The sequence below is a fragment of the Sphaerisporangium sp. TRM90804 genome (genome assembly GCF_029846175.1).
Classification (GTDB): Bacteria; Actinomycetota; Actinomycetes; order Streptosporangiales; family Streptosporangiaceae; genus Sphaerisporangium.
Map to the genome: position 1 here is coordinate 183,682 of NZ_JARWAC010000011.1, position 25,608 is coordinate 209,289.

The 25,608-nt window shown below is 72.8% G+C and carries 24 protein-coding genes and 1 pseudogene; 15 read left to right on the forward strand and 10 right to left on the reverse strand.

The annotated features are described in order from the left end of the window. Positions 1–94: 94 nt before the first annotated feature. Entirely contained in the window at positions 95–493 is a 399-nt protein-coding gene (locus tag PYR91_RS15700; protein WP_279780542.1) for a DUF1992 domain-containing protein, read from the forward strand. Positions 494–525: 32 nt separating this feature from the next. Here PYR91_RS15700 and PYR91_RS15705 read toward each other — a convergent pair whose 3' ends face one another. Continuing rightward, a complete protein-coding gene (locus PYR91_RS15705; RefSeq protein WP_279780543.1) occupies positions 526–1,935 on the reverse strand; it encodes an FAD-binding oxidoreductase in 1,410 nt (469 codons plus the stop codon). Between the two features lie 148 nt (positions 1,936–2,083). Between PYR91_RS15705 and PYR91_RS15710 the strand changes: the two genes are divergently transcribed. Next, positions 2,084–2,998 carry a LysR family transcriptional regulator gene (locus PYR91_RS15710; protein WP_279780544.1) on the forward strand — a complete coding sequence of 305 codons (915 nt, stop codon included), beginning with the start codon at positions 2,084–2,086 and terminating at the stop codon, positions 2,996–2,998. An 80-nt stretch (positions 2,999–3,078) separates the two neighbouring features. Beyond that, positions 3,079–3,417 carry a WhiB family transcriptional regulator gene (locus PYR91_RS15715; protein WP_279780545.1) on the forward strand — a complete coding sequence of 113 codons (339 nt, stop codon included), beginning with the start codon at positions 3,079–3,081 and terminating at the stop codon, positions 3,415–3,417. 9 nt (positions 3,418–3,426) lie between these two features. Here the strand turns inward: PYR91_RS15715 and PYR91_RS15720 are convergent, their stop codons facing one another. Then, positions 3,427–4,014: a DUF4166 domain-containing protein gene (locus PYR91_RS15720; RefSeq protein ID WP_279780546.1), complete on the reverse strand. Its 588-nt coding sequence runs from the start codon at positions 4,012–4,014 to the stop codon at positions 3,427–3,429. A 250-nt stretch (positions 4,015–4,264) separates the two neighbouring features. Here PYR91_RS15720 and PYR91_RS15725 point away from each other — a divergent pair, with 250 nt between their 5' ends. Next, positions 4,265–5,314: an endo-1,4-beta-xylanase gene (locus PYR91_RS15725; RefSeq protein WP_279780547.1), complete on the forward strand. Its 1,050-nt coding sequence runs from the start codon at positions 4,265–4,267 to the stop codon at positions 5,312–5,314. A gap of 81 nt (positions 5,315–5,395) precedes the next feature. On the opposite strand, the gene PYR91_RS15730 is transcribed toward PYR91_RS15725, so the two are convergent. Then, positions 5,396–5,566 (reverse strand): hypothetical protein, encoded by a 171-nt coding sequence (locus PYR91_RS15730; protein WP_279780548.1) that lies wholly within the window; start codon positions 5,564–5,566, stop codon positions 5,396–5,398. A gap of 237 nt (positions 5,567–5,803) precedes the next feature. On the opposite strand from PYR91_RS15730, the gene PYR91_RS15735 reads away from it, so the two are divergent. The 5 genes from PYR91_RS15735 (at position 5,804) to PYR91_RS15755 (ending at position 11,722) form a co-directional block, all read left to right on the forward strand. After that, on the forward strand, positions 5,804–6,751 hold the full coding sequence (locus tag PYR91_RS15735) for an ABC transporter ATP-binding protein (protein WP_279780549.1): 948 nt from the start codon (positions 5,804–5,806) through the stop codon (positions 6,749–6,751). Next, positions 6,748–7,485, forward strand: a complete 738-nt coding sequence (locus PYR91_RS15740; protein ID WP_279780550.1) for an ABC transporter permease — start codon at positions 6,748–6,750, stop codon at positions 7,483–7,485. Before PYR91_RS15735 ends, PYR91_RS15740 begins: the two co-directional genes overlap by 4 nt. Further along, entirely contained in the window at positions 7,478–8,695 is a 1,218-nt protein-coding gene (locus PYR91_RS15745; protein ID WP_279780551.1) for a sensor histidine kinase, read from the forward strand. The genes PYR91_RS15740 and PYR91_RS15745 overlap by 8 nt, the downstream gene beginning before the upstream one ends. After that, on the forward strand, positions 8,692–9,297 hold the full coding sequence (locus tag PYR91_RS15750) for a response regulator transcription factor (protein ID WP_279780552.1): 606 nt from the start codon (positions 8,692–8,694) through the stop codon (positions 9,295–9,297). The genes PYR91_RS15745 and PYR91_RS15750 overlap by 4 nt, the downstream gene beginning before the upstream one ends. 151 nt (positions 9,298–9,448) lie before the next feature. Next, positions 9,449–11,722, forward strand: a complete 2,274-nt coding sequence (locus PYR91_RS15755) for a hypothetical protein (protein ID WP_279780553.1) — start codon at positions 9,449–9,451, stop codon at positions 11,720–11,722. 20 nt (positions 11,723–11,742) lie between these two features. Here PYR91_RS15755 and PYR91_RS15760 read toward each other — a convergent pair whose 3' ends face one another. Together PYR91_RS15760 and PYR91_RS15765 are read right to left on the reverse strand one after the other, a co-directional pair. Continuing rightward, complete coding sequence (locus PYR91_RS15760) at positions 11,743–14,499, reverse strand: trypsin-like peptidase domain-containing protein (protein ID WP_279780554.1); 2,757 nt, start codon at positions 14,497–14,499, stop codon at positions 11,743–11,745. An 8-nt stretch (positions 14,500–14,507) separates the two neighbouring features. Then, positions 14,508–14,822 (reverse strand): CU044_2847 family protein, encoded by a 315-nt coding sequence (locus tag PYR91_RS15765; RefSeq protein WP_279780555.1) that lies wholly within the window; start codon positions 14,820–14,822, stop codon positions 14,508–14,510. A 181-nt stretch (positions 14,823–15,003) separates the two neighbouring features. Between PYR91_RS15765 and PYR91_RS15770 the strand changes: the two genes are divergently transcribed. Next, positions 15,004–15,825, forward strand: a complete 822-nt coding sequence (locus tag PYR91_RS15770; protein WP_279780556.1) for a MerR family transcriptional regulator — start codon at positions 15,004–15,006, stop codon at positions 15,823–15,825. A gap of 254 nt (positions 15,826–16,079) precedes the next feature. Here PYR91_RS15770 and PYR91_RS15775 read toward each other — a convergent pair whose 3' ends face one another. Next, positions 16,080–17,264 (reverse strand): FAD-dependent monooxygenase, encoded by a 1,185-nt coding sequence (locus tag PYR91_RS15775; protein WP_279780557.1) that lies wholly within the window; start codon positions 17,262–17,264, stop codon positions 16,080–16,082. A gap of 52 nt (positions 17,265–17,316) precedes the next feature. On the opposite strand from PYR91_RS15775, the gene PYR91_RS15780 reads away from it, so the two are divergent. Further along, positions 17,317–17,886 (forward strand): PadR family transcriptional regulator, encoded by a 570-nt coding sequence (locus PYR91_RS15780; RefSeq protein WP_279780558.1) that lies wholly within the window; start codon positions 17,317–17,319, stop codon positions 17,884–17,886. A gap of 299 nt (positions 17,887–18,185) precedes the next feature. On the opposite strand, the gene PYR91_RS15785 is transcribed toward PYR91_RS15780, so the two are convergent. Together PYR91_RS15785 and PYR91_RS15790 are read right to left on the reverse strand one after the other, a co-directional pair. After that, complete coding sequence (locus tag PYR91_RS15785; protein WP_279780559.1) at positions 18,186–19,379, reverse strand: right-handed parallel beta-helix repeat-containing protein; 1,194 nt, start codon at positions 19,377–19,379, stop codon at positions 18,186–18,188. Between the two features lie 218 nt (positions 19,380–19,597). Next, positions 19,598–20,440: an alpha/beta hydrolase gene (locus tag PYR91_RS15790; RefSeq protein WP_279780560.1), complete on the reverse strand. Its 843-nt coding sequence runs from the start codon at positions 20,438–20,440 to the stop codon at positions 19,598–19,600. A 255-nt stretch (positions 20,441–20,695) separates the two neighbouring features. Here PYR91_RS15790 and PYR91_RS15795 point away from each other — a divergent pair. The 3 genes and pseudogenes from PYR91_RS15795 to PYR91_RS15805 all read left to right on the forward strand — a co-directional run. Then, positions 20,696–20,881, forward strand: a pseudogene (locus tag PYR91_RS15795) (alpha/beta hydrolase); the annotation flags it as partial. Positions 20,882–20,940: 59 nt separating this feature from the next. Further along, positions 20,941–21,414 carry a hypothetical protein gene (locus PYR91_RS15800; protein WP_279780785.1) on the forward strand — a complete coding sequence of 158 codons (474 nt, stop codon included), beginning with the start codon at positions 20,941–20,943 and terminating at the stop codon, positions 21,412–21,414. Positions 21,415–21,503: 89 nt separating this feature from the next. Continuing rightward, positions 21,504–21,959 (forward strand): GNAT family N-acetyltransferase, encoded by a 456-nt coding sequence (locus PYR91_RS15805; RefSeq protein WP_279780561.1) that lies wholly within the window; start codon positions 21,504–21,506, stop codon positions 21,957–21,959. A gap of 238 nt (positions 21,960–22,197) precedes the next feature. Here the strand turns inward: PYR91_RS15805 and PYR91_RS15810 are convergent, their stop codons facing one another. Further along, positions 22,198–23,424 (reverse strand): glycoside hydrolase family 16 protein, encoded by a 1,227-nt coding sequence (locus tag PYR91_RS15810; RefSeq protein WP_279780562.1) that lies wholly within the window; start codon positions 23,422–23,424, stop codon positions 22,198–22,200. A 477-nt stretch (positions 23,425–23,901) separates the two neighbouring features. Between PYR91_RS15810 and PYR91_RS15815 the strand changes: the two genes are divergently transcribed. Continuing rightward, positions 23,902–24,927 carry an NAD(P)-dependent alcohol dehydrogenase gene (locus tag PYR91_RS15815; protein ID WP_279780563.1) on the forward strand — a complete coding sequence of 342 codons (1,026 nt, stop codon included), beginning with the start codon at positions 23,902–23,904 and terminating at the stop codon, positions 24,925–24,927. A gap of 218 nt (positions 24,928–25,145) precedes the next feature. Here PYR91_RS15815 and PYR91_RS15820 read toward each other — a convergent pair whose 3' ends face one another. Further along, on the reverse strand, positions 25,146–25,373 hold the full coding sequence (locus tag PYR91_RS15820; RefSeq protein WP_279780564.1) for a hypothetical protein: 228 nt from the start codon (positions 25,371–25,373) through the stop codon (positions 25,146–25,148). Positions 25,374–25,608: the final 235 nt, after the last annotated feature.

The window sequence follows — 25,608 nt, forward strand, 5'->3', positions numbered from 1 at the left end:
CCGGACGTCCCCACCGGGTCTCTTCCGGGGGCGAAAGCGGCGGCACGTATCTTGGGTCGCGGAGGATATCGCCGATCCCGGGGAGAGACGCGGTATGACGGAGCGCAAACCGCCCGGCGTCAGCTTCGAGTCGTGGGTCGACCGGCAGATCCGTGAGGCGACCGAGCGCGGGGAGTTCGACGATCTGCCCGGCGCGGGGAAGCCCATCCCCGGGGCCGGAAAGCCGTACGACGAGCTGTGGTGGCTCAAGCAGAAGCTGCTGCGCGAGAACGTCTCCTACCTGCCGCCGACGCTCGCCCTGCGCAAGGAGGCCGAGGACGCCCTGGCCGCCGCGTCGCGCGCGGCGACCGAGGCCGAGGTGCGGGAGATCGTGGCGGAGGTCAACACGAAGATCCGCGAGGCGATCAGGACGGGGTTGTCCGGCCCCCCGCTCAACCTGATGCCCTTCGACGTCGAGCGTGTCGTGCGCGAGTGGCGGCGTCGCGCGGAGTAGGCGGACGCGGCGGAGGGCGGCGCCCGGATCGACTACCCCCGTGGCGGGATGTTGTGGTTGACCCGGAACAGGTTCGCCGGGTCGTATGCCTTCTTGACGCGGGTCAGGCGCGCGTACGCCTGCGGTTCGTAGGCACTCTCCACGGCCTCGGCCGCGGTGTCGTATCCGGTCAGGAAGTTGACGTGCTTGCGACCGGTCGACCAGGGCGCCAGAGCCCGCGCCAGGGCGCCGAGGGGCTCGCGGAAGTCCTCCTCCATGCCGGGCGCGCCCACCGCGCCCGTGAACAACTGGAACCTCGCTTCCCGGTTGCCGACGGCGTTCGGCACCCGCGGCTCGCGGCCGAGCGCGCCGCCGAGCTGACGGATCTCGATCATCAGCGCCGGTGTGTCGGCGTCCGGTCCCGCCGCGGCGATCAGCGCGTCGGCCGCCTCCCGCGGGAAGTCGCGGAGCAGGGCCGAGGTCTCGTAGACGGGCAGCGGATCCACCGGATCGGCGTGGATGGCCGCCATGGCGGTGTACGGCATCTCCGCGACCGCGTCGATGATCCTCGGCGCGGTGGCGCGCAGGTCCGCCAAGAGGCGCTCGCCCTCGGCCGCCGTGCCCAGGTAGGCGACACGCACGTGCACGGTGAAGCGGCCGCGCAGCGGCTCGGGCACGAACGGCAGCGGGGGCAGCCGCAGGAAGGCGACGGACACGGTGAGCTCTTCGGGGGCGTCGGCGGCGAGCCGGCGGTAGGCGTCCAGGACCTCGGCGGCGTACTCGCCGCCGTAGAAGAGGCCCCCGCCGTACGACCGGGTGACCGGCACCAGGCCGAAGGTGAGCGAGGTGATCACCCCGAAGTTGCCCTTGCCGCCGCGGACCGCCCAGAAGAGGTCCGGCTCGGTGCGCGCGTCGATCCGGCGCGGCTCGCCGTCGGCGGTGACGATCTCGGCGGAGCTGACGTGGTCGGCCGCGAAGCCGTGGGCACGGCCCAGCGTCGGGCTGAGCCCGCCGCCGAGCGTGAAACCCACCACGCCGACGTTGGGCGACGAGCCGGCGAGCGGTGCGAGCCCCTGCGCCGCGGCGGCGTCGATCAGGCTCTGCATCTCCACGGCCGCGCCCACGGTCGCCGTGCGGGCCTGGGCGTCGATCGTGATGTCGTTCATCCTGCGCAGGTTGATCAGGACCGCGCCGTCGGACGGCACCACCGCGCCGTGTCCGGTGGCCACCACCGCGACGGGGAGATTCCGTACGCCGGCGAACCGCACTGCGGCCCGCACGTCGGAGGCCGACGTCGCGCCGACCGCGACGAGCGGGCGGTGGGCCGACGCCAGGTTCCAGGTCGCGGTCTCCTCGACGTACCCGTGGTCGGCCGGCCCCAGCACGGGGCCGTCGATCTCAGCGGCGAGCCGCGCCAGATCCGGCCCGGCGAGGTTCTTCGTATCGGGAGAACCGATGGTCATTCCGTTGCCTTCTTCCTTGCTTCGTCCACATGGAACCGGCGAGGTCGGCGGTTGCCGATCGCCCGGCCCGAGCAAGCATGGGGCTGGTCGACGCTCGCGCCCGCGGCACCTTGCGCTGGCCCTCATCGCGATCCGCGATAGTGGAGCGGTGGAACTACGCCAGCTCGAGTACTTCGTCGCCGTCGCCGAGGAAGGCAGCTTCACGAAGGGCGCCCGGCGGGTGCACGTCGCGCAGTCCGCCGTCTCGGCCACGATCCAGAAGCTGGAACGCCAGCTCGGCATGCCGCTGTTCTCGCGGGACCCCTCGGCCACGGCGCTCACCGAGGCCGGCCTGGCGCTGCTGCCCGAGGCTCGGGCGTTGCTGAGCGCGGCGCGGCGGGCCCGGGAGACCGTCGACCAGGTGCGCGGCGGGCTGCGCGGCACCATCCGGATCGGCACGATGGTGGCCATCGGGGCGCGGTCGGAGTCGGCGGGGCGTCTGGTCATCGACCTGCCCCGAGTGCTGGGGCTGTTCCATGTCACCCACCCCCTGGTCACCTTCCGGCTCCGCACCTCCCCGCAGGGCTCGGCGGGGCATCTGGCCGCGATCGCCGCCGATGCGCTCGACCTGGCCTTGGTGGGCTCGATCGACCAGCCCGACGGGATACGCCTGCACCGCCTCGGCTCGGTGCGCTTCTCCTTCGTCTGCTCGCGCAGCCACCGGCTGGCCGACGCCACCTCGCTCACCTTGGAGGACCTCGCCGAGGAGACCTTCATCGAGTGCCCGCGCGGGTGGGGCAACCGAGCTCTCACGGACCGGGCCTTCGCGGGGGCGGGAATCGTGCGGAACATCCCGTTCGAGGCGGCGGATCAGACCACCGCCCTCGGTCTGGTCCGCAACGGCCTGGGCGTGACGTTCCTGCCCCGCACCGGCAGTGAGGAGGACGGCGTCTCCGTCATCGACGTGGACGGGGCGGATCTCGACCTGCCGGTCGCCCTGGCCACCTCCAGCGAACGGCGACCCTCGGCGGCCACCTCGGCGCTCGTCGCCGGCATCCTGCGCGCCGCCGGCCGCCCTGGTTGAATCCGGCGGGATGTCAGGCTGCTGACAGTGGGGGTTCCCTACGCTGGACGTCAGGCCTTCCCCACCCGACGAGGTGCCCGATGACAGAGCGGCAGGCGGTCGCCACCGAACGAGCAGGCATGATCGAGGTCTTGCTGCGGATGGCGGGGATGCCGCCCGACCAGACGCCGTCCGACTGGCACCGGTCGGCGGCGTGCGCGCACGTGGACCCCGCGGTGTTCTTCCCGCTCGGCTCGGAGTCCGACGTGCCGGCCAAACGTGTGTGCCTCGGCTGCCCGGTGCGGGGCGCGTGCCTGGCCAGCAGTCTGCTCAGGAACGAGCCGGCCGGGGTGTGGGGCGGCCTGAACGAGTGGGAGCGGTCGAGCCTGCTCAGGCGGGCCCGCCGATGGGCCGGTCTGGCGCAGCCCGGCCGCGACTGACGGCGGCGCTCACCCGCCGGGTTCCCGGCGCAGGAACCCCGAGTAGGACAGCAGCATGCCCGCCACGGGCGCGGTGACCCGCACCTCGATGTGGAACCTCGGCGGGCGCAGGGCGGCGTCGGCCGGGTCGAGCCACGCCCTGGCGGCGACGCGCGGTGCCAGCCGGGCGGGCAGGCGCAGCGACCACCTTCCCGCCCCGAGCAGGGCCTGCTCCTGGGTGACGGTGACCTCGGCGCCGGTCGCGGCGGTGCGGGTGCGCAGTTCCAGGGGGCCGTGGCGTTCGCGGCCGTGCTCGCCGGCCCGCACCTGGGTGGTCGTCAGCCGGTGCGGGCCGATGTGGCGCACCCACGTCTCCACGACGGGCGCCGGTCCGGGCGCGTCGCGGGCCGCCGCCGCGCGGGCCGGCTGCGTCCCGGCGCGCCGGTGGACGGTCACGCGTGCGGGAAGCCGCTCGCCGGCGCGCGGCAGCCGCAGCGCCGCGCAGGCCAGCCTGGCGAGCAGGCCGCGCCCGCGCCGCACCGTCAGCGATCCGGCGCCGGCGGCCGTCTCGCCTCCCAGATGGAACCGGTACATCCAGTCGTAGGGCGTGTCGTCCATGATCGGCAGTCTGCCCCGGGGCCGGCCGCGCACCGCCGGGCGGCGCGCCGGGGGCGCGCAGGAAACATCCCCCGGGAAATCCCGCATCACCTGGGCGAATATTTCCGAAACATTTCGAACCGTTGACGGCTCCCTTTGTTGCATCTACGTTTCGTAACACGAAAAGTCTCGGTGAATCCCTGAAACATTTCGGGGGCGGCCGTCGGCGTGCCGCCCCTGGAAGAGCTTCCGACCCCCCAAGTGAGGCACCATGAAACGTCTCTTGTTAGGACTTGCCGCCTTCGCGCTCGTGCTGGCCCTGCCCCTCCCGGCGTTCGCCGGCGGCGGCAGGCAGCCCGACGATCTGCGCGAGCTGTCGCACAAGCTCAGGATGTACATCGGCTCGGCCGTCGACGTCACGGCCCTGGCCGAGGAGGCCGACTACCGCCAGGTGCTCAACCGCGAGTTCACCCACATCACCGCGGAGAACGCGATGAAGTGGGAGTCCGTCGAGCCGCAGCGCGGCGTGTACACCTGGGAGGGCGCCGACGCGATCGTACGCAACGCCCAGCGCAACCGGCAGAAGGTGCGCGGGCACACGCTCGTCTGGCACAACCAGCTCCCCACCTGGCTCACCGAGGGCGTCGCCGACGGAAGCATCGACGCCAAGGAACTGCGCCGCATCCTGCGCGACCACATCATGACCGAGGCCGGCCGGTACCGCGGCAAGATCCGCGCCTGGGACGTCGTCAACGAGGTGGTGGACGACGAGGGCAACATGCGCGAGAGCATCTGGCTCACGCACCTCGGCCCCGGCTACATCGCCGACGCCTTCCGCTGGGCCCACCAGGCCGACCCGCACGCCAAGCTCTACATCAACGACTACAACCTCGAGTGGAACACCGCCAAGATCGACACCACCCTGGCCATCGTCAAGGACCTCAAGGCCAAGAGGGTGCCGATCCACGGCATCGGCTTCCAGGGCCACCTGGGCATCCAGTACGACTACCCGGCCGACTTCCCGGCCGTCATGAGCCGGTTCACCGACCTCGGCCTGGAAGCGGCGATCACCGAGGCCGACGTGCGCATGGTGATGCCGGCGACCCCGGAGAAGCTGGCCACGCAGGCCGACTACTACCAGCGCATGCTCGCCACCTGCGCCGCGAACGACCGCTGCGTGGAGTTCACCGTCTGGGGCTACACCGACCGCCACTCCTGGGTCCCCGGCTGGTTCGACGGTGAGGGCGCCGCCAACATCATGGACGAGAACCTCGCCCCCAAGCCCGCCTACAACGCCCTGCTGAGCGTCCGCAGGACCTGAACGCCGGGCCGCACGAAGCGCGCACGCGAGGGCCGCCTCTCCCCCGGGGGAGGCGGCCCCGCGCGTTCCCGCCGTCGCCCCCTACGGCCGCCGGCTGACGGCCAGGCCGACGCTGAGGCCGGCCACGACCCCGATCGGGATGAGGATCGCCGGCTGGAGCCAGAACAGCCCCGCCACGTAGCCGATGACCCCGCCCAGGATCGAAAAGATCGACATGACCACGAATCGCCGGTCGCCGGTCGCCTTGACCATGGTTCCTCCTCCGGTGAAAACCGCTTGGACCACGCCCATCCAGGCTCTCGGCCGCCGCCGGCACGGACCTAGGGGCGCTGTCACGGACTTGGGGTGACTGCTGTCACCCGTCGGGCGGAGCGCCCGGCCCCCGGCCAAGGCGTCGGGGGCGAGGGCGCCGGGGCCTGACAGCCGTCACGAGTTAGTCGTGACAGGCGGGCTGGGCACCCGCCCCCGCAGCCGTGGACGCTTGACCGCATGGGCGACACACCGGCCGCGGAATCCGCGCGGAGACCAGGACACGACCGGCCGCCGCCGGCGGCGGTGCACGCCGCCGGGCTGCGCAAGAGGTACGGGGAGGTCCGCGCCGTCGACGGCGTCGACCTGACGATCGCGCCCGGGGAGGTCGTCGCGCTGCTCGGGCCGAACGGCGCGGGAAAGTCAACGACGGTCGACATGATCCTCGGGCTGACCAGGCCGGACGACGGCGAGGTGCGGGTGTTCGGCCGCTCGCCGGCCGAAGCGGTCCGGGAGGGTCTCATCGGCGCGGTGCTGCAGGAGGGCGCGCTGCTGGACGACGCCACGGTCGGCGAGATCGTCGGCATGGTGGCCTCCCTGCACCGCAGGCCGCTCCCGGTCGGCGAGGCCCTGCGCAGGGCGGGCGTCGAGGACCTCCGGACGCGCAGGTCGACCAGGCTCTCCGGCGGCCAGAAGCAACGCGTCAGGTTCGCCGTCGCGCTGGTCTGCGACCCCGGTCTCCTGCTGCTCGACGAGCCCACGGCCGGGATGGACGTCGCCACCCGCCGCGAGTTCTGGGCGTCGATGCGCGACTTCACCTCCTCGGGCCGCACAGTGATCTTCGCGACCCACTACCTGGAGGAGGCCGAGGAGTTCGCCGACAAGGTGGTCTTCCTCAGGAAGGGGCGCGTGGTCGCCGACGGGCCGATCGACCAGGTGAGAAGGCTGACGGCCCGCCGCACCCTGCGCGCCCGCGTCCCGGGCGCGTCGCTGGGCGACGTCCTCGCCCTGCCCGCCGTGGCAGAGGCGAGCGTGGACGGGGCGAAGGTGGTGCTGGTCAGCTCGGACTCCGACGTCACCCTGCGCGCCCTGCTGGGGCGCTTCCCCGGCGCCCACGGCGTCGAGGTCGCCGGCGCCGGCCTGGACGAGGTCTTCCTGTCCCTCACCTCGGAAGGGACCGGGCGATGAACCTCGGCTACCTGGCCCTGGAGCTGCGCAGGGCGCTGCGGCAGCCCGGGACGGTCCTCTTCGTCATGGGCTTTCCCGGCGGGTTCTACCTGCTGGAGTCGCTGATCTTCCAGGCGGGGCTTCCGGACGCCGTGCCGTTCTCGGCCGGGCTCGTCGTCCTGCCGGCCATGACCGCGTGGGGCGTGCTGCTGGCCGGGATGCTCGTCGGCACACAGGTGGTGAACGAGCGGGCGGCGGGCTGGCAACGGCAGCTCCGGCTCACCCCCCTGACGGGAGCCGGCTACCTGCTGGGCAAGGGGACGGTGGGCATGCTCGTCGCGCTGCCCCCGCCGCTGTTCGTCGCGCTCCTCGCGGCGCTGGTGCGCGACGTGCGGCTGGAGTTCACCGCCTGGGCGGCGCTGGTCGGGCTGGTCTGGCTGGGCGGCCTGCCGTTCGCCCTGCTGGGTCTGCTGATCGGCCAGCTCGCGAGCCCGGTCAACGTCCAGCAGATCACCATCGTGGCGATGCTGGCGCTGTCCATCTTCGGCGGCATGTTCATGCCGTTGGACAGCCTTCCCGCGTGGTTCACCTCCGTCGGGTCCCTCACCCCCGGCTACTGGCTCACGGAGCTCGCCCGGGCGGCCGTCCTGCCCGGCCGCGACCCCCTGACCGCAGGCGGCGCGCTCGTAGGATGGTCCGTGGCGCTGGCGGCCGCGATGATGTGGCGTTACCGCCACGACTCCGCGCGTGACTGAACCCATCCACCGAGGGGGCGAGCTGGCACCGTTCGACGGCCGCCCCGCGCCCCGCCGGACGATCGGCGAGGTGGGCGAGCGCCTGTTCCTGCCCCCCGCGTCGCCCGGCGACCGTCGCGTCCTGGTCGTCTCGGTGGGGCTGTCCGTGCTGTTCAGCGCGCTGATGATCCCCGCGTGGCTGGACGCGCTCGGCTCGCTCGGGCCGGGGACGGTGGCCTGGTCGGTGGTTGTGGGCATCGTGTATACGGTCGCCTACCTGCTCTTCGCGGTGACCGGCCAGTGGAGGGCCTGGGCCGTCCGGGCGGCGATGTGCGTCGTCCTCGCGGGCCTCGGGGTCGCGCTCGTGCTGCTCATGGGGCTGGAGCACTCGTGGGTGCTGATGTTCGCCCTCTGCGTCATCGCGGTGTCGGTCCGAGCCGAGATCGCCGTCGCCGTCACCGCGCTGATGCTCGGCGCCGTCGCCGTGGGCGCCCTGGCGACCGGCGGCCTGGCCGGGCAGCTCACCAACCTCGTCGTCCTCGGGTCGGTGAGCAGCGCGACCGCCCTGCTGGTGCGGCTGGTCGACGCCAACGCGGAGCTGAGGCGCACCCGCGACCAGATCGCCGCGCTGGCCGTCGGCCAGGAGCGCGAGCGCTTCGCCAGGGACCTGCACGACATCCTCGGCCACAGCCTCACCACCATCACGGTGAAGGCCGGGCTGGTGCGCCGGCTCCTGGAGAGCTCCGGCGACCTCGGCGCGGCCGCGTCCGAGGCCGGCGACGTGGAGCGGCTGTCCCGCCAGGCGCTGGCCGACGTGCGGGCCACGGTCTCGGGGTACCGCCACGTCACGCTCGCGGGCGAGCTGGCCGTCGCGAACGAGGCGCTGCGCGTCGCCGGGATCCGGGCGGAGCTGCCGCACGCCGTGGACGACGTCCACCCGGGCCTGCAGGAGGTCTTCGGGCACGTCCTGCGCGAGGCGGTGACCAACGTGGTCCGGCACTCCTCGGCGGGGCGGGTCACCGTGCGCCTGGGCAGGAACTGGCTCCAGGTGGACGACGACGGCGCCCCCGCGCCCGCCGTGCGGCGGGGCAACGGGCTGCGCGGCCTGGAGGAACGCATGCTGGCCGTCGGAGGCACACTCGACTGCGGCCCGCGCGGGCGCGACGGTTTCACCGTACGAGCGGCCGTGCCCGCCCTGCGGCACCGCGACGGAGGGGGTGAGGCGCAGTGATCAGGGTGCTGCTCGCCGACGACCAGGCGCTGGTGCGCGGCGCGCTGGCGGCCATGCTGGAGCTGGAGCCGGACATCACCGTGGTCGCGCAGGTCGGCTCGGGCGACGACGTCGTGCCCGCGGCCCGCGCGACCGCTCCCGACGTCGCGCTGATCGACGTCCAGATGCCAGGCAAGGACGGCCTGGCAGCGGCCGGGGACCTCCACAAGGAGCTGCCCGCCTGCCGCATCCTGGTGTGCACGACGTTCGGCCGCCCCGGCTACCTGCTGCGCGCCATGGCGGCGGGCGCGACGGGTTTCATCGTCAAGGACGCGCCCCCCGAAGACCTCGCCGACGCCGTGCGCAAGGTACACCGCGGCGTCCGCGTGGTCGACCCGGTGCTCGCCGGGGAGTCCCTGGTGCACGGCATCAACCCGCTGACGAGCCGCGAACGCGAGGTGCTCACCGCCGTCGGCGCCGGCCACAGCATCGCCGACGTCGCCAGGCTCCTCCACCTGACCGAGGGCACCGTACGCAACCACCTGTCCGCCGCCATCGGCAAGACCGGCACCCGGAGCAGAAGCGAGGCCGCCGTCGTGGCCAGGGAACGCGGCTGGCTCTAGTCCTCACCGGGACTGCTCGCCCGAAGCTCGCGGCCGGCCGGTGAGGCCCGCGCGACGAGCCCGCCGGGTCACTGAGAAACGGTGATCGACTACGGCGCGGTCTGCCGCTAGGTTGGGCGCTTTGCTGGATTCATACCCCCTGGGAAGTCGCTTGCGTCGTTACCGATTCGGGCGGCCCGCCGCGCTGGTCGCCGCCGGATATGTGGTCGTCGTGGTCGCGCTGGGTGTGGCGGCGATGGTCACCGGTGACGGTGGGCCGCTGCGCCTGGTCATGGTGCGGTGGGTGGTGCCCGAGCCGGACGTCTCCGTGTGGTGGGAGGTGCCGGCGCTGGTCCTGCTCGGCGCCGGGCAGGGGTGGATCCTCTGGCAGTTCCTGCGCGGGCGCGCGGCCGGGGCCAAGGCCGAGCTGGGGAGAGACGGCCGCCTGCTGCGGGCGGCGCTGTACTTCAGCGCGGTCCTCTCCGTGGCCATGGGGCTTCCGTTTCCCGCGCCCTGGTGGGCGGACCTCGCCGCGGGCGCCGCGCGCTTCGCCGTCGTGCTGCTGTTCTTCCGGGTCACGGGCGGCGCCCCCCGAGGTCTGCGGATCACCGCGCTGGTGGCGGGCCTGCTCAGCGCGGTGGCCGGGATGGGCGGCACGGTGGCGGACGAGTTCGGCGCCTGGGCCGCCGGGGCGTTCTTCTCCCTCGTCGGGCTCGGCGGGCTGCAGTGGGTCGTCTGGATGTCGCTGACCCTCGTGGCCCAGGCCCGGGACGGCAGGTGGCGGCGGGACACCGTGGTGTGGGGGGCCGCCGGCCTGGCGCTGCCCTACCTCGTCCTGCCGTTCACCGTCACCCTCGCGCCTCCGTTCAGCGACGGCCGGCCCTACACCGTGTACGTCGGCATCTCCGTCACCTTGGGCCTGCTGGTCGCGGTGTGGCAGGCGCGGTCGGCCCACGATCTCGCGAGCCCTCCCGTGCGGGCGCCACACGCGGGGCGGGCCGCGACGGCCAGGGCGCCGTTCCGCCGGTGGCCGCTGGCGGTGGCGGCGATCGCGCTGCCCCTGCTGCCCACGGCCGCCAACCTCGCGCACGGCCCGCCGTTCTGGCTCGGGCCGGGGGGCCTGATCGGGGCCCTGTTCCCGGGAGGCTCCCACGGCTTCGGCCTGGTTCCGCTCTGGACGGTGCTCGATGTCGGCGTCGGCGTCGGCGGCCTCGCCGTCCTGGTCCTCGTCACGGTCGTGCGCAGGACCCGCCGCCTGGTGCGGGCCACGGTCGCCATCCTGGCGCTGGCCGCCGCGGCCGGCGTCGCCGCCGCGCTCGCCGCGACCGCGTTCCCCCAGGGCGGGGACGGTTTCCCGTTCCAGATCGAGGCCCCGCGGGTCTTCCCCGAGTGGATGCTCACCCTCGAAGGGGAGGACGACTGGCTCTCCGCGGGCGTGTCGCCGCTGTGGTTCAGCGCCGCCTTCGCCGCGTCCGCCCTGCTCCTGCGGCTGCTGTACGGCGGCGGCGCGGCGCCGCGCTCCCGGTTCCAGGCGGTCGCGGCGGCGACCGCGGCCGTGCTGGCGCTCTGCGCCGTCCCGGCGGCGGACCTGGCGGGCGGTCGTCTCTCCACGGAGGAGGACTGCCAGGCGCCCGGGGCCAACCCGGGGGAGCTGACCGGCGAGCGGGCCTTCGTCTGCGAGGCACGCCGGTTCGACGCGCCCGGTCTCGGGCGGGACCTTCCCGACCGGCACCTCGTCACCTACGGCCGCCGGCTCTGCGGCGTCTACACCCGCAACGACCCCGCGGAGATGGCCCGCGTGCGCCAGACGGACGGCCTGGAGGTCCGCGCGGCGGTCTGGGCGCTGGCGCACATCTGCCCGTCCGCCGCCGCCGTCCTGGCGGCCGAGCATGCGCGAGAGGACCGCGAGCAGCGCGAGTGGGAGGCGGAGGAGCGGCGCGCGTGTGCCGAGGCGCCGCGCCACCGGCCGCTCATCAAGCCGGTGACGGCGGTCGTCCAGCCCGAGCCCCTGTGGACCGACTACGGCGATCTGGAAGCGTACGACCCCGAGGTGGCCGAGGAGGCGCCCTCGGGGACCGACCTGCCGTACGAGAGCGAGCTCCTCGCCTCCGGGCCAGGGCAGCTCCTCATCCACACCTACCCCGACTCCGGTCTCTGCGTCACCACCGAGACCTACACCCGCCGCCCGCCCGTGGAGACCAAGGGCTGGCTTCATGTCGTCGAGGTGGGTTACCGGAGCGAGAGCGGCGAGATCCAACTCGCCGACCCCATCGGCGGCACCCCGCTGCCCGACCTCGCCGTTCGCGGCAAGGGCCACTACCGCATCCGCGTCCACTACGCCGTGCTGCCCGGCAAGGAAGGCGAGTACGGCTCACAACGACTGCTGATCATGTCCTACCCGGGCCGCGGAGACGACGTCACCGTCCACCGCAAGCCCAAGCCCTGAGCCGCGCGGCCTCGCTGGTCTCACCAGCGCGGCGCCGTCGAGCCGTCCGCCGTCAGCCCGTGGCGGGCGAGGTCCGCGGCCTCGTGCTCGCGGTTCGCCCGTTCGAGCAGCACTTCGAGCAGGGGGATGGCGCCCGGCTCCCCGCTCACCGCCGCTCTTCTCAGCACCAGGAGGGACTCGTCGCGGCGGCCCGCCGCGTGCAGGAACAGCGCGAGCTTCGAGGAGGCTCCGGCCTCGCCGGCCGTCACCGCGGCGCGAAGCACGTGCTCCGGCGGGCCGGCGCCGGCGCCGGCCCGAATGACCCGTTCCGGCCGGCGCGTGTTCGCGGTGGCTCGCGGTGCGTGTTCCGGAGGTGTCGTGTGCCCTCTGCGCTGGAGCTCGTCCACCGCTTCGGTGCTGGCGAGCACGCCTTCGCGCAGTTTGAGCGTAAGGCGCGGCGGCCGGACGGTGCCCTGGCCGCCCGCCTCCGGTGACGCGGGCGGTTCCGTTCCCGCCGGCACGTCCGGAGCGGGGCGCGTCCCCTCCACCGCTCCGGACGGTTCGGCCGAGACCGCGCCGTCTGGAGGCGGGTGCGCGTCTTGCTCCGCTCGCCGGCTCAGGAGGGTGGTGGTGGAGATGGAGCCGTCTTCGCCGTTCTCCGGCACCCGCGTGGTGGTGTGCTCCGGGTCGCCCGCCTTGGCCGTGCGGCCGCGAAGCGCCGCCAGCAGGTGCTCGGCCGCCTGGCCGCCGACCGATCGCAGCAGCCGCTCGGCCTCCTCGGCGCGTCCGACGCGGTGGAGCAGCACGGCCAGCTCGCGGGGCGCGCCGGTGTGGCCGGAGGCGGCGGCCTGTCGCAGCGCCCGCTCGATGCCTGCCGCGTCTCCCGAACGCCTGGAGAGCGCGATCACCAGCCGGCTCGCCTCGGCGTCTCCCGCCGCCGCCGCGTCGCGCAGAACGTCCGCCGCCTCTCCGGCCCGCCCGGCACGCAGCAGAAGCCGCCGCAGCGCCCACGTCATGGCGGTGTCGCCGCGGGCGAGGGCCGCCCGCCACAGGTCGCAGGCGTGGCGGAAACGCCCGCGTGCGACCGCGGCGGACCCCAGGCGGTTCAGGTCGTCCGGCTCGGTCGTGTACCGCAGGAGCAGCTCCCAGAAGGCGTCGGGGACGGGGACCACGCGGCGGGCCGCCCGGCCGTGCTGGTAGAGGTAGTCGGCCACCAGGTACCCGTCCACGCGGCCGATGGTCGTGCTCGTCCCCGTGAGAGGGGCGATGGCGCCTTTCACCTGCTCGCACGCGTACTCCGTCGCCTCGTCGAACCAGGTCGCGGCGGCCCCGGCCAGCTCGGGCCCCGTCAGGTGGAGCACGCAGGCCTCACGAAGGAGGCCCGGGTCGAGGGGGGCGCTCGCGCCGAGGCGGCGCGCGTCGATGGCCGCGGTGATCAGCGCCCTTCCGTACGGCGCCGGCGCGTTCTCCCAGCGGTCGATCAGGTCGGGGCCGCCCGCGAGGATCTGGGTGATCCCGTGGCCGTGGTGCCGCGCGTCGAGTGCCCGGGCGAGACGCGGGTCCGCCACGGCGAGCCGTTCGGCGGCCCGGATGCCGGCGTCGTCGAACCGCTCCGGCACGTTGATCTTGACGACGCCGTCGAGCAGCTCCCGCACCTGGCGATGGGGGTCGGCGGCCCCGAGCCGCGGCTGCCGGGTGAACCGCTGCCAGAACTCCGGCCACAACGTGGTCACGATCAGCGTCGGCCCGCCCCGGGCGAGGGTCCGTCGCAACGCCGCCGCGGCCTTCTCGCCGTCGGCTCCGTCGAGATAGACCTGCCCCTCGTTGAGCCACACGACGGTGCGCGGCAGGGGGTCGGGCCGGTCGAGCAGCGTGACGAGCTCGGTCGCCGTGAACGGATGGACCAGCCGCCAGTCGCTCAGGCGTTCTCGCACGGCCTCGTACGCGCTGCGGGTCTTCCCGCTCGACGATCCGCCGGCCAGCACCACCATGCGACTCCCGAGCAGGGCGAGGTCCGCCTCCCGGCGGAGCGCCAGATCGTGCTCGCGCACCACATAGGCGGGAAGCGGGGGCTCGCCGGGCGACAGGGAGATCGCCCGATGCACCCCCAGGGCGATCGGGTCGGCGTCCGCCACGGCGCGCGACCCCGCGGTGTTCCCGGCGCCGGCCGGCCACGGCGCCGCCGGCAGCAGGCCCCGTAACGGCTCCCAGCGGGAGGCGGCCACGTCCAGCGGGATCATCCACGCGACCCGGGCCTGGACGTCGCGGTCCCTGGCGACGACCAGGCCCACGACCGTGCCGGTCAGGGAGTCGACGACGCCGCCTCCGCTGAACCCCTCCTCGATGGCGCGGCCGGTGACCGAGCGGGCCTCAAGTTGCAGCCATTCGCCGCCGCCGGCGAGGCCGGAGATCCACGCCTGCGCCTCGATGCCGTCGTCATGGTGCCGCGGGTGCCCGAACACGTGGACGGCCCGCCCGCGCGGCTCGGCCACACGTCCCAGCGGGGCGGCGGCCAGGCCGGCGAAGGCCTCGCCTTCGACCTCCAGCACCGCGATGTCCCCGCGGCCCTCGTCGTCGGCGGGATGCCAGCCGCCCTCGACGAGGCGGGCCGGGTGCCGCCCGGCCGCCGGCCACAGCGGAAGGCTGACCGTCACCGCTCCCGAGCGAGGATCGGCCGTCCCCAGGGCACGCTCCACGACGTGGGCACAGGTGAGCACGTGACGCCCGTCCAGCAGTATCCCGGCGCCGTGGACCCGCCCGCCGCCGCTGATCCGCACCCGCCACGTCCGCTCCACCACCGCCCTCCCTAGCCGGTGCCCTTCCACAGCAAGCGGACCCGCAGGTGCCCCTCGGTACCCGCCTTGGCGATGACGGCTCCGGCCTCGGCCGTCAGCTTGACGCCGAACTCGATCTCGATCTCGTCGGACCCGCTCTCCCTGAAGACCCGCATCGCCTCCCCCGCGGCCCGGCGAACGGGCTCCAGCGCCGCTTCCAGCGAGGCCGCCGACGCCTCGATCACGTCCCCGGCGCGGCTCGCCCGCCGCACACCGGGCTCGTCGTCCTCGGCCTCGGCCAGCAGGTGCCCGCCGTCGGCGAGGGTGATCCGCAACAACTCGGCCATCCGCCGCTCCAATGATCCATCCGGCGTGCCCCGAGTATCATCGCCGGGATCCCGCGCCCATGCCAGGCCTCCGGAACGGAAGCTTCGACGCCGGGTGGGCGAGCGTGCCGGGCGGAGCGCCCGCGGTCGTTTGGGCGGTGTTGACCCTGACACCGTGTGAGGCCGTAAACAAGGAGGCGTCATGTTCACCATCGGAGATTTCGCCCGTCTGGGCCGCGTGTCCGTACGCATGCTGCGGCACTACGACGCACTCGGCCTGCTCCGGCCCGTCAGGGTCGACCAGGCCACCGGCTACCGCTACTACGAGGCGGGACAGCTGTCCCGCCTCAACCGCCTGATCGCGCTCAAGGATCTCGGCCTCAGCCTCCAGCAGGTGGGCGAGATCCTCGCCGAGAAGGTGGGCCCGGAGGAGCTGCACGGCATGCTCCGGCTGCGCCGGGCGGAGCTGGAGGCACAGGTGGCCGGCGACAGGGCGCGGCTGGCCAGGGTCGAGGCGAGGCTCCGCATGATCGAAACGGAGGGCGTCATGCCCGCGGACGTCGTCATCAAAAGCCTTCCCGCTGTCCGTCTGGCCGTGCTGAGCGCCACGGCCAACAGCTACGATCCCGACGAGGTCGGCCCGGTGATCCAGCCCCTGTACGCCGAGCTGTGGAGGCGTATCCAGGAGGCCGGGCTCACCGCCACCGGGCCCGGGGTCGCGTACTACGAGTACTCGGCCGAGGGGGCTCACGTGCACGCCGGAGCCCAGGTGAACCTGGAGCAGGGCGGGAGCTACGACTTCGAGGTGGTCGACCTGCCCGCGGTCGACCAGGCGGCGACCATCATCCATCACGGGCTGATGGACGACGTCGACGTCTCCTACCAGCAGCTCGCCAAGTGGATCGAGGCGAACGGCTACCGCAGCACCGGCGTGGCGCGCGAGGTCTACCTCAAGTACGCCGACGGCGACGACCCGTCGACCTGGGTCACCGAACTCCAGGAGATCGTCGCCCCCGCCACCTGATCACGGGCGCGGAGGGCGGGCCCGCCGGCGTCAGACGGACCCGCCCTCACGGCGGGTGCGGCTCGGCGAGTGCCGGCCCCACCCCCCGCGGCCGGTGCGGTTCGGCGCGTACCGGGACCGCGCTCGGCGGACCCGCCCTCCGCGGCCGGTGCGGTTCGGCGCGTACCGGGACCGCGCCCGGGGTACCCGCCCCCCGCGCCGGGTGCGGCTCGGCGGGTGCCGGGCCGCTTCGCGGGCCCGCGGTCGTCCGTCCTTCAGCGGGCCGCCGCGGCCGTCACCGGGGCGTCCCAGGAGATGCGGTGGTCGTGGATCCATGCCAGCGCGTTCCGCTTGCTCACCTGCCGCATGATCATCGGCAGCGTGAGGTCGCGGAGGAAGGCGCCCGCGACCCCGGGCGCCTTGCCGCTGCCGTTGCGTCTGCCGTGCGCCACGACCCGCTCCACCCGGTCGCGGCGGATCCGCTCGAACGCCGCGAAGGCCTCGCGTGGCGCCGGAAGGTCGCGCAGGCACTTGGCCAGCACCACCGCGTCCTCGATCGCCATGGAGACGCCCTGTCCAGCCGAGGGGGAGGTGGCGTGCGCGGCGTCGCCCACGAGGACCATGCGGTCGTTTAACCACTTCGGCACGGTCGGGAAGTCGTAGGTGTTCCAGCCGGGCAGGACGCGGCCGGTGCCGCGGATGATGTCGGTCATCGGGCCGCTGTCGTCCTTGAACAGGTCCAGCAGCCGCGCCCGCCACTGCTCCGGGGTGATCGCCCGCAGCTCCTCCTGGGTCGGCTCCGCGGGGCTGGGCGGGTTGGCGAACCACCACACCTGGCCGTCGGGGTGGATCAGGTAGCCGAAGAAGCACCTCCTGCCGAAGACGAAGTAGCTGGTTCCCGGCTCGCCGGGCACCTCGACGCCGTCCGCGAAGCCGCCGGTGTTCAGCAGGCCGACGTGCCGGGCGCGCGGGGCGGCGGGGTCGATGATCGTTCGCGTGCGGGAGCGCAACCCGTCCGCGCCGACCAGCAGGCCGCCTTCGGCGCTGCTCCCGTCGGCGAAGCGGGCCAGCACCCCGTCCGGCGTGATCGAGGCGGACTCCAGGCGCTTGCCGTAGTGGACGGGCACGCCCCGGTTCAGGGCCTCGTCGCGCAGCGCCTGGTAGAGGTCGGCGCGCTTCAGCGTCCGGCTGGGGCTGCGGATCGTGGCGAGGTGCCTGCCGCGCCCGTTGCTCATCCGCATGAGCGGGGTGTCCATCCCGAGGCGGGTGACGCGGTCGTGCAGGTCGAGGGGGCGGAGGGCTTCGAGCCCGTTGACCGCGACCGTGAGGAACGCCCCCACGCCCTCGGAGCCGCGGTCGTAGGCCTCGAAGACCTCGGCGTCCACGCCGGCCCGCCGCAGCGCCATGGCCGTGACCGGGCCGGCGATGCCGCCGCCGATGATCAGTGCTTTGCTAGTCATGTCATGACTATACATAGCATGACTAAAAGTCGCGCGCCGATACCATGAGTCCATGTCCACGCGTCGATCTCCCCTGGCCATGGCGCTGCTCTCCCTGGTCTGCGAGGAGCCCATGCACGCGTACCGGATGCAGCAGATGATCAAGGAGCGGCACAAGGACGACGTCGTCAACGTCGCGCAGCGCAACAGCGTCTACCAGACCATCGAGCGCCTGCGCCGCGACGGGCTGATCACCGTCCGCGAGACCTCGCGCGAGGAGAACCGCCCCGAACGGACCGTCTACCAGCCCAGCGACGCGGGCCGCGAGACGCTGCGCCGGTGGATGCGCGAGATGCTCTCCGCCCCGGCGCGCGAGTTCCCCGAGTTCCCCGCCGCGCTCGCCTTCCTCCCCGTGCTCGACCCCGGTGAGGCGCGCGCCGCTTTGGAGGAGCGGGTGGCCGCCCTGCGTGCGCGGCTCGCCGGGCTCGACCGCGACCTGACCGAGGGCGCGAAGTTCCTGCCGCGCCTCTTCCTCCTGGAGACCGAGTACATGCGGGCCATGGCCGCCACCGAGCTCGACCACGTGCGCGGCCTCGTGGCGAACCTCGCCGCGGGAGAGGTCACCTGGGACTACCGCCTGTAGGTTGATCCAACGGTTCCGCCGCTTTCGCGTGGGAGATCCTGCATGCCGCAGATGACGGGCACGGCCGCCACCACCCCTTCCGCCCCGCCGTGGCGCCGGCTGGAAGGCGCTGCGGGAAGCTGATCATTCTGGACACCTCAGGCCACCGGCCGATGTTCGAGCAGCCCGGCCCGTTCACCGCCGCAATGGCTCAGATCCTCGCGGAGACCCGGTGACGGCCGCGCGCGGCGCGCGTCGCCCGGCCCGAGGGCCGGTCGCTCCCGGCCCGCGCCGGCCGGGCCGGGCCGGGAGCGCCGGGGTCAGCACCGGTTGATCCGGGAGTTCACCAGGTTGATGTTGCGGATGACGATGTTGGTCCCGCAGGGGCTCTCGGTGATGGCCGAGTTCGTCAGGGTGAGGTTCTGGATCGTCACGTTGGACGTCACGGGGAACTCCGCGCGCGAGGCGATGCGCACGTCAGAGCCGTTCACCGAGCCGCTCTGGCCGGCGATCGTGACGTTGTGGCAGTTCTCGATCAGGATCGAGTTGCTGCCGGTCTGCGCGATGTCCACCCGGTCGATGACGGCGCCGCCGCTCTCGGAGACGCAGAACACGCCGCGTCCGCCGCCCCGGGCGACCACCGATCCGACGCGGACGTTGGTCGGGTAGGAGCTGCCGATCCGGCCGTTGCGGTTGGCCATGCGGAACGCCGCGTACCCCGTCCCGGTGCCGGCGCCCTGCGCGTCCACCGTGCCGACGGTGGCGTTGATCGTGTCGTTGAACAGCAGCCCGGACTGGCCGGTGTTGCGCGCCGTCACGGTGCCGATGGTGATGCCGTCCACGCCGTAGGTCTCGACGCCGTGGCTGTTGCCGCCGGAGGCGTAGACGTTGTCGATCCGCACGTTCCTGGTCCGCACGTTGCGGTTGCTGTGATTGTCGATGCGGATGCCGAGGCCCGCCGAGCCGAGCCGCAGGTCCATCTGGCCCAGGGTGATGTTGGTGCCGTTGCGGACGAAGACCCCGAAGTACGGCGAGCCGGTGACGTTGAGCCAGGTCACCTCGACGTCGGTGACGTTCTGGGCGCGGACGACGGCGTTGTTGGCGCCGATGGTCCCGGACACGTTGATCGTCCCGCACACCTCGAGCACGGTGTAGCTGGGCAGGTCGAGCGACTGGTTGGCGTTCATCGAGCCCGAGCCGCGGACGATGACCTTCTGCTTGTAGGTGCGCCCGGAGGTGAGGCTGCCCACCGCCCGCCGCATCGCCTCGATCATGCTGGCGCCGGTGTACAGCGTGCTGCCGCCGTTGCGCGCCGTCCAGGTGCCGCCGCTCAGCACGGCCTCCGCGTTGCCCGTGCCGCTGCCGCAGGCCGCTGCCGCCGCGGCGGAGGCCGGCGCCGTGAGCGCGGGGCCGCCGGCGAGCGTGCCGGCCGCGGCCAGCAGGAGGGCGGCGAGAGCGGTGCGCGCGCGGCGGGCGCCGCCGTTCCCGCCTTCGTGCCGGAGTTCGGTGTTCACAGGTTCACTACTCCCATCAGGAGGGCTGGAAATCGATCCCAGCGGGGAGGCGACGAGACCCGCGATCCGCCGTTCGGCTGGCGTCCAAACGAAGTCACCGCTGTTCGGAGTGGATCCCGACCCCAGCCAGCGCACCCACTTTCCCGTCAGGAGTCAACCGGGCGCGGCTGGGCCCTCCCGCCACCTGCGGCGTTGCCCGAAACTTTCAGGCCCGGCGGTCAGGCGCCCCGCGACTCGGGCCGCCGGGCGGCCAGACGGTCGAGGAAGGGGGTGACCACGGCGGCCAGCCGTCCGGCGGCGGCGTAGTTGACGTTGTGCGGGCTGGACGGGACGACGGCGAGCTCCCCGCGCGGCAGCAGGCCGGTCACCTGCTCCGCCCACCGCTGCGGGATGATCGGTTCGAGGGCGCCGCGGGTCACGAGCACCGGCACGTCGATCAGGGGCAGTTTGCGTTCGACGGGGTCGCGCAGAGCCATGCGGAACGTCAGCGCCACCCGGCGCGGCCCCGCGTCGATGACGTCGCGCAGGAGGATCGGGGCCTGGGAGGGGTCCTCGTGGCGCACGTCGCGCAGCGCCCGCAGGATCTGCCGGGGCGCGGTGCGCCCGCGCGCGTCCATGGTGGGCCCGGCGAGCACCAGGCCCCGCACGAGCGCCGGGTGGCGGACGGCGAGGTCGACGGCGACCTGGCAGCCGAAGGAGTTCCCCACCAGCACCGCCGGGCCGGTGCCCGTCACCGTCAGCCATTCGGCGAGCCGGTCCGTGAGCTCGGGCAGCTCCAGGACCGAGCCGGGGTCGTCGCTGAGGCCGAAACCCGGCAGATCGATGGCGCTCACCCGGTACCGGCCGGCCAGGTGCGCGGCGAACGGCATCATGTACCGGTGCGACACCGCCAGGCCGTGCACGAGCACCACCGCGAGAGCGCCGGGTGGCGCCTTCCGCGACGCCCGGTGGTGAATGCGTGCCCCCTGGACGGCCGTCCAGCGGCTCACGAAATCCGGGCCGTCCCGGGGGGCGCGCATCGAGAGCCCGTACGCCTCGCGCATCGCCGAGAGTGTTCGCATGGGAGACTGCTTCACCCCCGACCCCGTTTGAAACCCGGGCCGTGGCCCACCGGCCGGGGCGTGTTCAGAGGGTCTGCCGGTGGGCGATGATTTCCTCCGCCGGCTGGAGTCCCATCCTCGTCGCCGCGCTCGCGGACGACCATCCGACGAAGGGCACCGGTCATGACCACCACCCACACCCTTGACGTCCCCGGCGCGCGCCTGCACTACGAGGTCCGCGGCGAGGGGCCGCTGCTGCTCATCATGGGGTCGCCCATGGCCGCCGCGGCCTTCGCGCCGCTGGCCGACGCGATGGCGGGCGACCACACCGTCGTCACCCACGACCCCCGGGGCATCGCCAACAGCAGCGTCGACGACCCCGAGCAGGACTCCACCCCCGAACTGCGCGCCGACGACGTCGCCGCCCTGATCGACGCCCTCGGAGCCGAGTCCGCCGACGTGTTCGGCAGCAGCGGCGGCGCGGTGACCGGGCTCGCGCTGGTCGCGCGGCATCCCGCCGGGTGCGCACCCTCGTGGCGCACGAGCCGCCCGTCCTCGACCTGCTGCCCGACGCCGCCGAGCGGCACGCCGCCACCGAGGACATCATCCAGACCTTCCACCGCGACGGCATGGGGGCGGCGTTCGCGAAGTTCATGGCCACCGCCGGCTTCGACGTCGACGGCGACGAGGGCGCCCCCGGCCCGCCGCAGGGGGAGCCCTCGGCGCGGGACGTCGCCGACGCCGGCCGCTTCTTCGCCCATGAGCTCCGGGGAACCACCCGCTACGTGCCCGACATCGCGGCGCTGACGGCCGGCCCCGCCCGGGTCGTCGTCGGGATCGGCGCCACCTCGGGCGGCCTGCTCACCTACCGCACCTCCGCGGCGCTGGCCGAGTCGCTGGGCACGCCGATGGCCGAGTTCCCCGGCGACCACGGCGGCTTCATGGGCCAGCCGGAGGAGTTCGCCGAGGTCCTGCGCAAGGTGCTGGCAGGCTGAACCGAGGTGCCGCGAGGCGCCGGCGGCCTGAACCGCCCGCCGGCGCCCGCCGGCGAAACTGTCACCGCCGGCTGGCAGACTCGCCGAGCATGAGCGACGACGTGCGGCTGAGGGAAGTCGAGCAGGCCGATCTCGAGCTGTTCTTCGAGCACGAGCACGACCCCGAGACGGTCCGGCGCTCGAAGTTCCCCGCGCGCGAGCGTGAAGCCTTCATGACCCACTGGGCCACGAAGATCCTGAGCGACCCCACGGTCCTGGTGCGTACGGCGACCGTCGACGGCCAGGCGGCGGGTCACGTCATCGCCTGGCCGGAGGGTGGCACGCGCTTCGTCGGCTACGTGTTCGGCCGCCGGTACTGGGGCCGCGGCATCGCCACCAAGGCCCTCACCCTCTTCCTCGAGATCGAGAAGTCCCGCCCCCTCCACGCCGACCCCTTCACCGGCAACACCGGCTCGGTCCGCTTATTGGAGAAATGCGGCTTCCACCGCACCGCCACCCTCTGGCACGGCGAGAACGAACACATCCTCCTCACCCTCGACCGCTGAGCCCCTGTCATGGCCACTCATCAATGCCGCGCGAATGGCTCGCAGGCTCTTCTCCGGCATAGGCAGGTCGGCGGGTGTGAAGTCCTGCGGTTGCGCCGTTATGCCCGGCTCCTCTCCTCGTCACCCAGAACCTACAGAGCGGGGTGGAGGCGGTCGTGGATTCGGGGGGATGTCCGTCTGGTCGTGGGTGTGCGGAAGGCCGGCGCCGGGGCTGCCGGCCTTCCGCGAGGGGGTCGGGTCAGGCGCGGGTCCACTTCTGGTTGGACGCACCGGTGCAGTCCCAGAGCTGGAGCTGGGCGCCGTTGGCGGTGTTGCGGTTGACGATGTCGACGCAGCGGTTGGCCGTCACGTTGACCAGGTCGCCGGCGCCGCTGAGCGTGAAGCGCTGGGCGCCGGTGCCGTTGCACGTGTAGAGCTGGACCGGCGTGCCGTTGGCGGTGCCGGCCGCCGCGGCGTCCATGCACTTGCCCATGGCGCGGATCGTGCCGTCGCTGTTGATCGACCACTGCTGGGCGGCGCTGCCGTTGCAGTCCCACGTCTGCAGCCGTGCGCCGTCGGCGGGGTTGGCGCTCGGGATGTCGATGCAGCGGCCGCTCAGGTTGGACCTCAGCGCGGTGCCGGTTCCCGGCCCGTCGTTGGTCCACGCGGAGACGCGGACGTAGTCGATCAGCATGGTCTGCGGGAACGTGGTGCTGCTGTTCGGGTTGCCCGGCCAGTTGCCGCCGACCGCCACGTTCAGGATCATGAAGAACGGGTGGTCGAACACCCACTGGTTGCCGCGGAGGTTGGACGGGGTGATGCGGAAGAACTCCGAGCCGTCCAGGTACCAGACGATGAGGTTCGGCGACCAGTCGACCCGGTAGTTGTGGAAGGCGTCGCCGAGCGGGGCGCCGATCGTGCGGCTGCCGCCGATGCCGCTGCCGCCGGAGTAGCCGGGCCCGTGCACGGTGCCGTGGACGGTGTTGGGCACGCTGCCGATGTTCTCCATGATGTCGATCTCGCCGGTGGTCGGCCAGTTGCCGCCGCCGAGCATCCAGAACGCCGGCCAGATGCCCTGACCCCTGGGGATCTTGATGCTGGCCTCGAAGCGGCCGTACGTCTGGGTGAACCTGTCGGCGGTCAGGATGCGCCCGGAGGTGTACTGGCAGGCGCCGTAGTGGCACTGCAGGTTGGACGGGTTCTCCCGGCGGGCGGTGATGGCGAGGTGCCCCTGCCCGTCGTGGTACACGTTGCGTGTCGAGTTGGTGTAGTACTGCAGCTCGTTGTTGCCCCAGCCGCTGCCGCCGATGTCGAACTTCCACTTGGAACCGTCGATTGACGTTCCCGCGGCGCCGTTGAACTCGTCGGCCCAGGTGACAGGGCCGATGGCGGCCTCGGCCCGATCATTGCCGTTGACGGCGACCAGGCTGGTGGCGAGGGTGACGATCATGGCTGCGGCCGTGAGGAGTAGCCGGGGTTTGCGCATGGAGACCTCCGGTCTGTGGCCCTTACCAGGCACAGGCTTCCGGCCACCGTGATGGTGCCGAGGCGCGCGCCGCCGTGCCTTGTGCTGCCGGAAGTACCTTGGGGGGTGAAATCAACAAGATGTAACACCCTGGTCACATTCCTTGTCAATAGGAAGGTTTCTTTATTACAGCCGGAGTCGGCGTGCGGGGCAGGTGTGACCGTCGCGCACGCTCGCCGGCCCCCGGGTGGTCGAGGCGTCCAGGGGCGGGCGGGATGGTGACTCAACGTGACCGGGGGTGTTCACGTAATGCGCCGATCGTCGTACGCGCGTGAAGGGGAAATCACGTAGATTACCGATCGAAGTACCGAACGCACCTGGCCCTGACCCACAAATGCGTACGTCTCCCAAACCCTGGTCCGGTGTCCCCTGATCAACCGGGTAATGGGCTTTCCGCGCCCATGAGGCGGTTGAGCTGCCCCCTTTATCGCCGATGCCGTGACGGCGCAGGAGAACACCATGAAGGCGGTCGTCCACGACTCGTACGGCTCACCCGACGTCCTGAGACTCCGGGAGATCGACATTCCGGCGGTCGGAGACGACGAGGTGCTCGTGCGCGTTCGCGCGGCCTCCGTCCATCCCGACGTCTGGCATGTGGTGAGCGGCCGGCCGTACGTCCTGCGCCTGATGGGGGCCGGGCTGCGCAGGCCGAGGAACCCCGTTCCGGGAACGGACGTCGCCGGTCACGTGGAGTCGGTGGGAAAGAGCGTCACGCGGTTCAAGCCGGGCGACGAGGTGTTCGGCGAGACCCTGCGCGGCAACCAGTGGCGAAACGGCGGCGCGTTCGCCGAATACGTGTGCGCCCCGCAGGACGGCCTGGCGTTGAAGCCCGCCGGAGTCACCTTCGAGCAGGCGGCGGCCGTGCCGACCTCCGCGCTCATCGCCTTGCAGCACCTTCCCGCGAAGCGGCTGCGCCCGGGCGGGCGCGTGCTGGTCAACGGCGCCGGCGGCGGCGTCGGGTCCTTCGCCGTGCAGATCGCCAAGGCGTACGGGGCGACGGTGATCGGCGTCGACCACGGGGCCAAGCTCGACATGGTGCGGTCGCTCGGCGCCGACCGTGTCATCGACTACACCCAGGAGGACTTCACCCGGGCGGGCGAGCGCTACGACCTGATCTTCGACGTTCCCGGCAACCACTCGTTCGCGGACTGCCGGCGCGTCCTCACGCCCGAAGGGACCTACGTGCTCATCGGGCACGACCACTTCGGCGGCGTGGGCGGCCGCTGGCTGGGAAGCCTGCCGCACTTCTCGAAGCTGATGGCGCTCTCGCTGTTCCGGGCCCAACTGCCGAAGCCGAGTTCGCCGCCGAGCAGGGAGGAATCAATGGCCGTCTTGGCGGAGCTCCTGGAAACGGGCAAGCTCACGCCGATCGTCGGCAGGACGTACCCGCTGAGCGAGGTTCCCGAGGCCATCCGCCATCTGGTCGAGGGCGAGGCTCAAGGGAAGATCGTCATCACCGTGTAGCCCGCGCCCGCTCGCTCAGCCGCGGGGCGGCGGAGGCGGGGCGACGTCGCCGGCCACAGGACATGCGGGTGCGGCACCGCGCACAGCGGTCGGACCCACGGTGACATGACGCGGCGCCACAGGGGTGCCGCGCGGTACACGCGGTCCACGCCGTCCGGCCGGGTCGACCGTCGGCGTGGGGGTGCTCGCGCTGTGTCCTTCACCGCGGTGCAGCGGTCTCAGAGCTTGTACAGCTTGTTGAAGGGCGTGGTGATCCGCTCCTGCCGCGAGCCGAAATCGACGAACACCGCGACGTCGTCTTCTACACCGATGACGACGCCGAGGCCATATCGATCGTGGGTCACCTGGTCGTTCACGGTGAACCGCTCGGCCGGCGGAGCAGGGGGCGGGGGCTTGAAGGGACTTGTGGGCAGGTGGCGACGGGGCTCGCCGCTAGCTGACTTCATCCCCTCCAGTATGTCCCGCCTGTGAGGACGCTCGCGACTGAAGACCCGCAAGCACGCCGAAAAATTCGTGTCCGGAACGACGATCAGCCCGCTGAGCTGGGCATTCGGGGTGAGAACGGGTGAGGGGAATCCACCCCCCGGCGCTCCCCCTGGAACCCCGCGCCGGCCTCGCCGTCCTGACCTGGGAAGACGGGCTGCTGCCACGCGAGGCCGTCAAGGCCGCCGGCGGACGGGG

Excerpts from the sequence above, each read along its gene's own strand:
- PYR91_RS15700 (WP_279780542.1), top strand. The coding sequence starts at position 95 with ATGACGGAGCGCAAACCGCCCGGCGTCAGCTTCGAGTCGTGGGTCGAC.
- PYR91_RS15705 (WP_279780543.1), bottom strand. The coding sequence starts at position 1,935 with ATGACCATCGGTTCTCCCGATACGAAGAACCTCGCCGGGCCGGATCTG.
- PYR91_RS15715 (WP_279780545.1), top strand. The coding sequence starts at position 3,079 with ATGACAGAGCGGCAGGCGGTCGCCACCGAACGAGCAGGCATGATCGAG.
- PYR91_RS15720 (WP_279780546.1), bottom strand. The coding sequence starts at position 4,014 with ATGGACGACACGCCCTACGACTGGATGTACCGGTTCCATCTGGGAGGC.
- PYR91_RS15725 (WP_279780547.1), top strand. The coding sequence starts at position 4,265 with ATGAAACGTCTCTTGTTAGGACTTGCCGCCTTCGCGCTCGTGCTGGCC.
- PYR91_RS15730 (WP_279780548.1), bottom strand. The coding sequence starts at position 5,566 with ATGGTCAAGGCGACCGGCGACCGGCGATTCGTGGTCATGTCGATCTTT.
- PYR91_RS15735 (WP_279780549.1), top strand. The coding sequence starts at position 5,804 with ATGGGCGACACACCGGCCGCGGAATCCGCGCGGAGACCAGGACACGAC.
- PYR91_RS15740 (WP_279780550.1), top strand. The coding sequence starts at position 6,748 with ATGAACCTCGGCTACCTGGCCCTGGAGCTGCGCAGGGCGCTGCGGCAG.
- PYR91_RS15765 (WP_279780555.1), bottom strand. The coding sequence starts at position 14,822 with ATGGCCGAGTTGTTGCGGATCACCCTCGCCGACGGCGGGCACCTGCTG.
- PYR91_RS15770 (WP_279780556.1), top strand. The coding sequence starts at position 15,004 with ATGTTCACCATCGGAGATTTCGCCCGTCTGGGCCGCGTGTCCGTACGC.
- PYR91_RS15775 (WP_279780557.1), bottom strand. The coding sequence starts at position 17,264 with ATGACTAGCAAAGCACTGATCATCGGCGGCGGCATCGCCGGCCCGGTC.
- PYR91_RS15780 (WP_279780558.1), top strand. The coding sequence starts at position 17,317 with ATGTCCACGCGTCGATCTCCCCTGGCCATGGCGCTGCTCTCCCTGGTC.
- PYR91_RS15790 (WP_279780560.1), bottom strand. The coding sequence starts at position 20,440 with ATGCGAACACTCTCGGCGATGCGCGAGGCGTACGGGCTCTCGATGCGC.
- PYR91_RS15805 (WP_279780561.1), top strand. The coding sequence starts at position 21,504 with ATGAGCGACGACGTGCGGCTGAGGGAAGTCGAGCAGGCCGATCTCGAG.
- PYR91_RS15810 (WP_279780562.1), bottom strand. The coding sequence starts at position 23,424 with ATGCGCAAACCCCGGCTACTCCTCACGGCCGCAGCCATGATCGTCACC.
- PYR91_RS15820 (WP_279780564.1), bottom strand. The coding sequence starts at position 25,373 with ATGAAGTCAGCTAGCGGCGAGCCCCGTCGCCACCTGCCCACAAGTCCC.